Source organism: Larkinella punicea (assembly GCF_003334855.1).
Lineage (GTDB): Bacteria > Bacteroidota > Bacteroidia > Cytophagales > Spirosomataceae > Larkinella > Larkinella punicea.
This window is the reverse complement of record NZ_QOWE01000027.1, coordinates 119,250-126,530: the sequence shown is the minus strand read 5'-3', so window position 1 is coordinate 126,530 and position 7,281 is coordinate 119,250. Positions and strand designations below refer to the sequence as shown.

Genomic DNA, 7,281 nt, shown 5'->3' with positions numbered 1-7,281 from the left:
CATAAATGGATCCGGGTGGCCTTAGCCGTCTTACAATCGGGGAAGCCGTTTGATTCTCGACTAAACCTGCCAACCGAAGAAAATTTGGTTTCAAACTTGTAAAATTTGACAGTTCATAGGTACGCAACCCCATTTTCCCTGCGAATTGTTGCGTACCTATCGGCACGCTGGAAAAACAACCATTACGTCGGGGCTACCGACGCTGCGCTGTTGAGCCCCTAACGGGGCGAAAAATGGCGGGGATCGTTGATGAAAACCCGATTGAATTTTTCCCGTATACAATCCGCGAAAACGGGACAAAACGATTTTAAAATAAATTTTGCACAATCCTGAGTATTAGTTGAATTTTATCCCCTATTAACCACCAGTCGTATCCTTCGACCGCGTACGTGCTCTGACTGCCTATTCTGAATCCGGTAAATCGTAAGGACCATGCTGAAACCCGATATCCATGATAAACGTCAAAATGCCTGGGAGAAAACCGACGAAACGCTGCTGTGGCAGCAATTCCGGGAGGGGCCGCAGGAGGCTTTTCAGGCGCTGGTTCAGCATTTTTACCGGGAACTCCACTTTTACGGTGGCCGGTTTACCCGTGATTCCGACCTGCTGAAAGATTGTATGCAGGATCTGTTTCTGGATTTGTGGACGTACCGGGCCAAAATTGTGCAAACGCAATACATCCGGCCGTACCTCTACAAATCGCTCCGGCGTAAAATCCACCGGGAAATGATGCGCCATACGTCGGTGACCGGCGAAGACGGTTTTGTTTTCGACGACGTCAGTTCGGAAGAAATTACGGCGGAACAGGCGCTGATCCGAACGGAATTGTCGGACTACCAGACGGCCCGTCTGAACGCCCTACTGGAGCAACTTTCGGATCGGCAGCGGGAAGCGATTCACCTGAAATTTTACGGGGAACTATCGAACGAAGAGATTGCCGACATTCTGGCCGTGAACAAGCAGTCGGTTGCCAACCTGCTCCACCGGGGCTTGCGCCGGTTGCGGGAAAGCTGGCCTTCGCTGTTGTCGTTAATCGGTTGCGGGTTGCTGGCGTTCGGACACAAATAGACCGGACGCCCTGAGTATGACGCGCCAAAGCCTTCCTATTAACGACCGAAGCCCTTCCACAACACCACGATGAAAGCGTATCAACACTATACCGTCGAAGATTTCCTGCTGGATGCCCGGTTTCTGGCCTGGGTCAAACACGGCCAGCCCGAAGCCCGGCGGTTCTGGGAACAGTGGCAACGGGACAATCCGCACCAACGGGCCACGCTGCTGCTGGCGAAAGACATGGCCGAAGCCCTGAAAAACCGCCCGCATAGTCTGGCTCCCGAGCAGGAACATCTGGAGGTGGAGCGCATCGTCAAGCTAGCCCGTTATTCCCCGGAGCCGTCGCGCTGGCAGACGGTTCAACGGTCATTGAGCACCCGGTTTTGGCAGACAGCGGCAGCCCTTGTTGTGCTAGTAGGCATAGGTTGGGGCGTGTTTCAGTGGCAGGACAAGATAACGCCCGAGTCAGAAACTGCAGCCTTTACCGATTCGGAAAAACCGTCGGATGTGCCGTGGATCAACCAGGTCAATGGCACGTCGCAACCCGTCCGACTGACGCTGCCCGACGGTAGTAAAATGACGCTGATGCCCAACAGCGAAGCGCGGTATCCCCGCGTGTTCGACGCCGGTCAGCGCGAAATCCAACTGAAAGGGGAGGCCACCTTTGCGGTGGTTCACGAAGGAAAGCGACCGTTTCTGGTCTACAGCGGCCCGCTGGTAACCCGCGTGCTGGGAACCCGGTTTCGGGTACAGGCCCGAACGGGCGACAAGCAAATGAAAGTGTCGGTGTTATCGGGCAAGGTGTCGGTGATGGACCGGCGCGACTGGATGGCGTCCCGGCGACCGGATAAACGCGAAGTGCCGGGTGTTGTATTGACTGCCAATCAGCAGGTTACGTATGATGCCAGCCAGAATCATTACCAGAAAGAACTCGTTACACAACCTGCCTTAATAGCGCCTGCGGAAAACCGGGAAACCTTTAGTTTTGAGGATACTCACGCTTCCGAAGTGTTTGAGCGACTGAAAAAAGCCTACGGTGTTGAAATTATCTATGATCCTACGGTGCTGCGGAACTGCACCCTGACGGCGTCGATGGCGGACGTACCGCTCCACGATCAACTCCGGCTGCTGTGTGCCTCCATCGGTGCCTCCTACGAGGTGGTCGATGCCCGGATCATTGTTTCCAGCCGGGGCTGTCCGTAAATCATCCAAAAAAAAAGCCCGCTATGTTCGCACCATAGCGGGGTAATTTGACCGATCCGGCGGCACTTTTCGGGCCACCGCGGACCGGTGTAGCTACTCCTTTGCCCGGAATAACTAAACCACCCCCAATTTATGTACAAGTTTACAAACCACGAAACGATTCGGATGCTTATGCGACTTTCGTTCCTCCAGGTAGTACTGACGGCGCTGCTGATCAACGGCGTGCTGGCAGCCCGGGCGCAGGAATTACTCGACCAGCGGGTGAGCGTTCGGCTGGACAATTACACCGTCCGGCAGGCCTTGCTGACGCTGGAAAAAACGGCACACGTCAAGTTCGTATACAGCCGTCAGGTAGTCCAGATCGACCGGAAGGTGTCACTGGCCGCTACCGACGAACGGCTGGTGGATGTGCTCGACCGATTGCTGAAACCGCTGCAATTGAGCTACGTCGTCACCGGAAGCCAGATCGCCCTCGTCCGTTCCACGATTCCTGACGGGATGGGGCGTGTTCCGCCGACGCCCAAATTCGAAGAAACGGCCCAAACCGCCGACCGGTCGGTGGGCGGAAAAGTGACCGACGAAAAAGGGGAGGGGTTGCCGGGCGTGAGTGTGGTGGTGAAGAATACGACGCGCGGCACCACCACCGACGGCAACGGCGCGTTTCGACTGAGTGTTCCCGACGAAACCGCCATACTGATTTTTTCCTTTGTGGGCTATGTCAATCAGGAAGTTAGCGTCGGTAGTCGGACGGTTTTCGACATCCGGCTTGCCCCCGATCAGAAGGCACTGGACGAGGTGGTGGTGGTGGGGTATGGAACCGTCAAAAAGAGCGATTTGACGGGTTCACTGTCACAGGTCAAATCCAAAGACATTAATTCGTATCCGGCGACCAACGTGTTGCAGGCCTTGTCGGGTCGGGCGGCTGGCGTGCAGGTTTTGCAGAATACCGGGGCGCCGGGGGGCAGCGTCAGCGTCCGGATTCGGGGGACCAACTCCATTCAGGGGAGCAACGAGCCGCTGTATGTCGTGGACGGTTTTCCGATGTCAGGCAGCAACCCGACGGTGTTGAACAACGCCGATATTGAAAACATCGAGATTTTGAAAGACGCTTCGGCCACGGCGATTTACGGATCGCGGGGAGCCAATGGCGTGGTGTTGATTACGACCAAACGGGGCAAGGCCGGCAAAACCAATGTCGATGTGGAAACCAGCTACAGCAGCCAGACGCTGCGAAAAAAACTGGACCTGATGAATGCGAAAGAATACGCGACGTTCTACAATGAGCAGGCGACCAACGACGGACTGAAACCGTATTTTACGCAGGCCCAGATCGACGGATTCGGGAACGGGTCTGACTGGCAGGATCTGGTGTTTCAGAAAGCGCCCATGAAAACGGTTGCGCTGAACATCAGCGGTGGCAACGAAAAAACGCAGTTTTCGCTGTCGGGCAGCACGTTTAATCAGGACGGCATCATCCGGGGCAGCGACTATAACCGGTATTCGCTGCGGGCGAACATCAATCACGCGATCAGCCGGAAGCTCAGCGTCAATGTGGCCAGCACCCTCACCCGGATCAAATCCAGTGCCCAGAACAGCCAGGGGAGCAACCGGGGTGGTTCGCTGATTGCGGGGGCGGTTTCGGCCCCGCCGGTTCTGGGACCCTACAAGGCCGATGGAACCTACGAAATGTTCGGAACGACCTACGCGTTCATCAACACGCAACTGCGCAACCCGATCAACACCCTCAACGAACAAAGTAATGCCACCCGGGGAAACCGGGTAATGACGAATGCCGCTTTTGTGTACAACCCCATTCCGGAACTGACCATCAAAATTTCGGGCGGTATTGAAAATTCCGACGACCGAACGGATTCCTATACCACCAACAACTTTTTTGGCTCACAGGGCGGGGCCAGTGTCAGCACCAGCCAGTTTACGAGTCTGCTGAACGAGAATACGATCAGTTACGCCAAAACCATCCGGCAAAAGCACAGTGTCTCGGCGGTGGCCGGGTTTACCTACCAGGATTTTGTCAGCACGTCGTTGAGTGGCAGTGGTCAGGGCTACATCAGCAACACCAGCCAGACCTACGACCTGGCTGCGGCCAGTACGCCGGGCATCCCCAACTCAGGCTACTCCAAATCGTCACTTCTGTCGTATCTGGGGCGCATCAATTACGCCTTTGACAGCAAATACCTGGCAACTTTCAGCTTTCGGGCCGATGGCTCTTCCAAATACAGCGAAGGCGATAAGTGGGGGTATTTCCCGTCCGGAGCGCTGGCCTGGCGGATTTCCAACGAGGATTTTCTGAAGAACAGCCGACTGGTTTCCGACCTGAAACTGCGGGTAAGCTGGGGACTGACGGGTAGCCAGGCCATTGGGGCCTATGCGACCCTGAATCAGCTCGTTTCGGCGAAAACCATCTTTGGCGATGCGCTTTATACCGCCTATGCACCCGGCACCAACCTGCCCGGAAACCTGAAATGGGAAACCACCGAGCAGAAGGACATCGGGATCGATTTCGGCGTTTTGGGAAACCGGATTCTGGTGACGGCCGATTATTACATCAAAAACACCCGCGATTTGCTCAATACCGTTCAACTGCCATCCTCGCTGGGATTCGTAACCACCATCCAGAACATCGGGGAAGTACAGAACAAAGGACTCGAACTCGGAATCAACGCCAATGTGCTGACCGGCGCTTTCAAATGGAACGTCAACACCAACGTGGCTTTTAACCGCAACAAGGTCATCAAACTGCACGGCGGACAGGATATTCTGGGCGGGTTTGTCGATCTGTCGGCGATTACCGACACGCGGAACATCCTGCGGGAAGGGCAACCGATGGGCCGTTTCTGGGGCTACCTCGAAGACGGGTATGACGAAAAAGGGAAGATCAAATACCGGGATCTGGATGGCGACAAAGCCATCACGGTGCGGGATAAAACCTACATCGGCGATCCGAACCCGAACTTTATCTACGGTTTCAATTCCAATATGTCGTACCGGAATTTCGACCTGACGATCTTTTTGCAGGGCACCCAGGGCAACGACATCTTCAACAGCAGCGCCATCAACAACACGGTCGATTACGGCTACGGCCTGAACATGCCCCGCGAGGTGCTGCGGGATCACTGGACGCCCACCAACACGACGGCCAAATACCCGGTCATCAGCAGCACCACGCGGACCAATGTCTCCGACCGGTTTGTGGAAGACGGTTCATACCTGCGGTTGAAAAACATTGTGCTGGCCTATAACCTGCCGGTTCAGAAGTGGGGTGTCAACTGGATCCGCTCGGCGCAGTTCTACGCCAGCGGCCAGAACCTGCTGACGTTCACCAACTATTCCTGGTGGGACCCCGAAGTGAACTCCAACGGCGGTGCCAACTCCACCGCCCAGGGGTTTGACCAGTACAGTTACCCAACTGCCAAATCGATCACCATCGGCCTGCGGGCGGGATTTTAATTTTGAATGAGTGAATGATAGAATGAGTGAATAAATAAATCCACAAGCTTCTTTTCCCATTCTATCATTCACTCATTCTATCATTCAAAATTGAAATTACTATGAAAAAGATATTCCTTCTCCCCATGCTCTTCCTGATGTCCTGTGAGGATGTTTTGAAGGAAGAGCCGAAAACCCTGGCGGTTGAAACCTTCTACAACACGAAAGTGGAGGTTGAAGCGGCCACCAACGCCATTTACACGCCCCTGCGCAGCAGTTCGACCAATGGCATGGGCGTCTACATCGCGGTGCTGGAAGGCCACATCGATTACGCGTTTGGCCGGGGCAGTTATGCCGTTCTGAACAATTTCCAGGGCCTTGATAACGTGAACATCAGCCGGGTTTCCGGTGCCTGGGAAGCCTATTACCTCAGTATTCGGAATGCCAATCTGGTGATTAAAAATGCACCCAACGGCAATGCGATCAGTAAAGCCGATGTCACCGGTTTTGTGGCCGAAGCCAAATTCCTGCGGGCGTTCAGCTATTTCCACCTGGTGCGCAACTGGGGCGGTGTGCCGATCCGGACGGAAGCCAACATGACCGAAATCGATGCCAAACGGAATACCGTCGATGAAGTCTACGCCCTGATTCTGGCCGATCTGAAAGAGGCCGAAACCAACCTGCCCGACCAGGTGACGCAACCAGGCCGACCGACCCGGTGGGCCGCGAAAACCATGCTGGCGGATGTCTATTTGCAGTTAACAAGATTCGCCGAAGCCCGTGACAAGGCCGATGAGGTGATCAAGTCGGGCAAATTTTCGCTGATTCCGGTTGCCACGTCCGACGACTTTCAGAAGGTATTTGGCCCGGATCTGATTTCTACGCCGGAAGAGATCTTTTACCTGAAATTTTCCCGCCAGCCAGCACAGGGTAACCTGTTTCCGACCTTGACCAATCACCCCGGAACCAAATTTCTGGGCGGTGGCGGTGGCGTTTTCGGTCTGCACGGCGACAACACCAACCCGGTTTACAAGAGCTGGGACAATGCCGATCTGCGCAAGGGAATCTGGTATTCCTGGAACATCGGCATCGGTGCCACGTCGTTGCTGAGCAAGAAATTCATCGACCCCAATTCGCTCGAATTTGCCGGTGCCGGGAATGATGTGCCCTGGTATCGCTACGCTGATTTGCTGATGATTTATGCCGAAGCTGCGGGCCGGGCGGGTAGTGCGCCAACGGCAGCCGCGATGGAAGCCCTCAATCAGGTTCACCGCCGGGCGTATGGTAAAAACCCAACTGCGGTTTCCACCGTCGATTTCAAGCTGGAAGACTATCCCACGACGGCGGCTTTCCTGAATCTGGTCGTCAAAGAGCGCGGTTATGAATTTCAGTACGAAGGCAAACGGTGGCTGGAGCTGAAACGGACGGGAAAAGCGCAGGAAATTATTCTGGCGGCTAAAGGAAAAACCATCGCCGACAAACATTTCCTGTGGCCGATCCCGGTTTCCGAACTGAATTACAACAAGGCAATCGATCCGGTGAAAGACCAGAATCCGGGGTATTAGCTAACCCCTAAAT

General features: G+C 54.9%; 4 protein-coding genes. All 4 read left to right on the top strand.

Annotated features, from left to right (window positions below; genetic code table 11):
* The first annotated feature begins 432 nt into the window (after window positions 1-432).
* Window positions 433-1,068, top strand: coding sequence for an RNA polymerase sigma factor (locus DUE52_RS26910; protein ID WP_114409178.1), 636 nt, complete (start codon window positions 433-435; stop codon window positions 1,066-1,068).
* Window positions 1,069-1,137: 69 nt separating this feature from the next.
* On the top strand, window positions 1,138-2,256 hold the full coding sequence (locus DUE52_RS26905; protein ID WP_114409177.1) for a FecR family protein: 1,119 nt from the start codon (window positions 1,138-1,140) through the stop codon (window positions 2,254-2,256).
* A gap of 132 nt (window positions 2,257-2,388) precedes the next feature.
* Window positions 2,389-5,724, top strand: a complete 3,336-nt coding sequence (locus tag DUE52_RS26900) for a TonB-dependent receptor (protein WP_229312327.1) — start codon at window positions 2,389-2,391, stop codon at window positions 5,722-5,724.
* A 101-nt stretch (window positions 5,725-5,825) separates the two neighbouring features.
* Entirely contained in the window at window positions 5,826-7,268 is a 1,443-nt protein-coding gene (locus DUE52_RS26895) for a RagB/SusD family nutrient uptake outer membrane protein (RefSeq protein WP_114409176.1), read from the top strand.
* Window positions 7,269-7,281 lie beyond the last annotated feature (13 nt).